Source organism: Hydrogenophaga sp. (genome assembly GCF_041633695.1).
Taxonomy (GTDB): domain Bacteria; phylum Pseudomonadota; class Gammaproteobacteria; order Burkholderiales; family Burkholderiaceae_C; genus Hydrogenophaga.
This window is the reverse complement of record NZ_JBFJMY010000501.1, coordinates 1-2,782: the sequence shown is the minus strand read 5'-3', so window position 1 is coordinate 2,782 and position 2,782 is coordinate 1. Positions and strand designations below refer to the sequence as shown.

2 protein-coding genes and 1 pseudogene are annotated in these 2,782 nt (G+C 66.2%); all 3 read right to left on the bottom strand.

The features are described 5' to 3' along the window. Positions 1-359 (bottom strand): annotated as a pseudogene (locus ABYB95_RS20765) (branched-chain amino acid ABC transporter permease); the annotation flags it as partial. After that, a complete protein-coding gene (locus tag ABYB95_RS20760) occupies positions 356-2,350 on the bottom strand; it encodes a long-chain fatty acid--CoA ligase (RefSeq protein WP_372661363.1) in 1,995 nt (664 codons plus the stop codon). The pseudogene ABYB95_RS20765 and the gene ABYB95_RS20760, both read right to left, overlap by 4 nt. After that, positions 2,347-2,782 (bottom strand): ABC transporter ATP-binding protein (locus ABYB95_RS20755; RefSeq protein WP_372661360.1); only part of this gene is annotated, 436 nt, incomplete at its 5' end. The genes ABYB95_RS20760 and ABYB95_RS20755, both read right to left, overlap by 4 nt.

The window sequence follows — 2,782 nt, the reverse complement described above, 5'->3', positions numbered from 1 at the left end:
TGCCGGTCCATCGGCCCCCAGATCACGAGGATGAAGCCGCGGATCAGGATCACCAGGCCGATCGTCACCATGACCATGGAGAACACCGACTCGCCAATGAGGCGCGAGAAGAACAGGCGTTCGATGGCAAAGCCGTAGGCCAGGGCGGCCGCGAAGGCCAGCGGCACACCGACCGCTGGCGCCAGACCGGCCCCGAGCGTGAGCGACCAGACCGTGAAGGCCCCCATCAGCATCAGCTCGCCCTGCGCAAAGTTGAACACCTTGCTGGCGCGGTAGATCACCACGAAGCCCAGCGCGAGCAGCGCATACAACTGCCCCACGAGCGCACCGTTGATCACGTAGTTGAGGAATTCCATCATGCGGTCTCCGCGGCGCGTGCCGTTGTGGGTTGCACAGCGTCCACCGTGGCCAGGCGGACATCGGCTTGCAAGGTGCCGCTGCGGCCGTCCTGGTAGCGCACGGGGATCGACACCGCGACGTTCGCACCGGTGCCGTAGAGCCCGTCGATGATGGCGTTGTAGCGCTGCTCGATGAACTCGCGCTTGAGCTTGCGGGTGCGGGTGAGTTCACCCTCGTCGGCATCCAGCTCTTTGGGCAGGTTGGCAAAACGCACCACCTGCGCACCAGCCGGCAGTGCGCCGTTGACCTTGCGGATCTCGGCGGCCACCTGGTCGACCACTTCCTGCCGCTGCGAGAGGTCGGCAAAGGTGGTGAAGCCCAGGTTGCGCTGCTCGGCCCAACGTGAGAACACCACGTCGTCGATGTTGACCAGCGCCGTCACATGGTCGTGCTGGGCGTCGCCGATCACCAGCACTTCCTTGATGTACGGGGAAAAGCGCAAGCGCACCTCGATGAATTGTTTGGGGTAGCGCGCGCCGCTGCGCAGCTCGCTCATGTGCTCGACACGGTCGTAGTAGATGAGCTCGTCGCGCGCCGTCTTGCCCACCGCGTCGCCGGTGCGGAACCAGCCGCCGTCGAACTTTTCCGCCGACTTTTCTGGCCGTTTCCAATAGCCCGAGAAACCGGCCGCGCCGCGCAGTTGCAGTTCGGCCGCTTCGGTGATGCGCCACTCCAGTGCCGGGCCCCATTCGGTGGGGGCGGTCAAGGGCTGTCCAATCGTCTCGGGGTCGTATTGCTGGCCGGTGTGGGCGGAGATCAGGCCGAACTCGCTGCAGGCGTAGATGTTGCGCAACGGTGTGCCCATGGCCGAGAACAGGCGCACCACGTCGGGCGACATCGCCGCCCCGCCGGTGATCGCCACCTTCACGTTCTTCAGGCCCAGTTGGTCGCGCAAGGGCCGCAGCACCAGGTGTTCGGCCAGCGCGTAGGCGGCGCGGTCCCGCGCGGCGGGCTCGCGTCCTTGTGTGCGCGCCAGGTGCACGCGCCGCCCCACGGCGATGCCCCAGTCCAGCAGCTTGTTGCGCAGCCAGCCCGCGTCGATCATGCGGGTGAACACGCGCGAGGCCAGGCTTTCCCATTGGCGAGGGCCGAGCACGATCACGTCCACCGCGAGTTCGCGAATGGCTTCCTGCACCTGGTCGGGGCGCTCGGCGAAGTTCACGCGGAGCGGCAGCGACATGCCCAGCGTCACACCGAACCATTGTTCGGGCACCCACGACAGCGGGATGTAGGACAGGTAGTCGGTGTCGGGTTGCAGATCGAGCGCGCGGCGCAGGCGCTCGGCGCAGTCGAGCAGCGCCCGGTAGGTGGTGATCACGCCCTTGGGTTGACCGGTGGTGCCCGAGGTGTAGGCCAGCAAGGCCACGTCGTCGGCCTGGCCGAGCGCGATCTCCGCTTCCACCCGTCGCGGCGCAGCGGCTTGCAGCGCTTGGCCCAGCGCCTTCAAGGCGTCAAGGCTGCTCAAGCCCGGCTGCGTGTAGTTCCACAGGCCGCCGGATTCGCCATACAGAATGCTTTGCAGGCCTGGCGCGCGGGGCCGGGCTTCGAGGGCTTTGTCCACCTGCTCCTGGTCTTCTGCAAACACGCAGACGGCTTCGGCATCGGCGGCGATGTAGGCCATCTCGTCGGCAGTGGAGTCGGGGTAGAGCGTGACCGAGCGCGCGCCAATCGCCATCACTGCCCATTCGACCCAGTAGATTTCAGGCCGGTTCTCGCTGATCAACATCACGGTCTGGCCGCGCGATACGCCCAGGGCCAGCAGGCCAAACGCCAGTCGCTCGACCTCGCCGTAGATGTGGCGCCAGGTGTATTCCTGCCAGATGCCGCGCTGCTTGTAGCGGTGGCCGATCACGTCGGGGCGCAGCCGATGGTTGTTCAGCAGCAGTTGGGGCAGCGTCTGCGGCCGTGTGGGCGTGCCTTCTTTGCCCGGGCTGCGTTGCGTGGTGTTCATGCACTCACCCCCAGGTAGGCGGAAATCACGTCCGGGTTGTCCTGCACCTCGGCGGGCGAGCCTTCGGCGATCTTGCGGCCGAAGTTCAACACCACCACGCGGTCGGCGATGTCCATCACCACGCCCATGTCGTGCTCGACCAGCACCACCGGAATTTTTTTGAACTCGCGCACGTCGAGAATGAAGCGCGCGAGGTCTTCCTTTTCTTCGGCGTTCATGCCGGCCATGGGCTCGTCGAGCAGCAGTACCTTGGGGTCGGCGGCCAGCGCGCGGCCCAGGTCGACGCGCTTGCGCATGCCGTAGCCCAGCGTGCCCACCGGCTGGTGCCGGATGTGCTCGATCTCCAGGAAGTCGATGATCTCCTCGGCCTTTTCGCGGTGCGCGATTTCCTCGCGGTGCGCGAATGGCCAGTAGAAGAAGGATTGCAACAGG

Coding starts and splice junctions, on each gene's coding strand:
- ABYB95_RS20760 (WP_372661363.1), bottom strand. CDS start 2,350: ATGAACACCACGCAACGCAGCCCGGGCAAAGAAGGCACGCCCACACGG.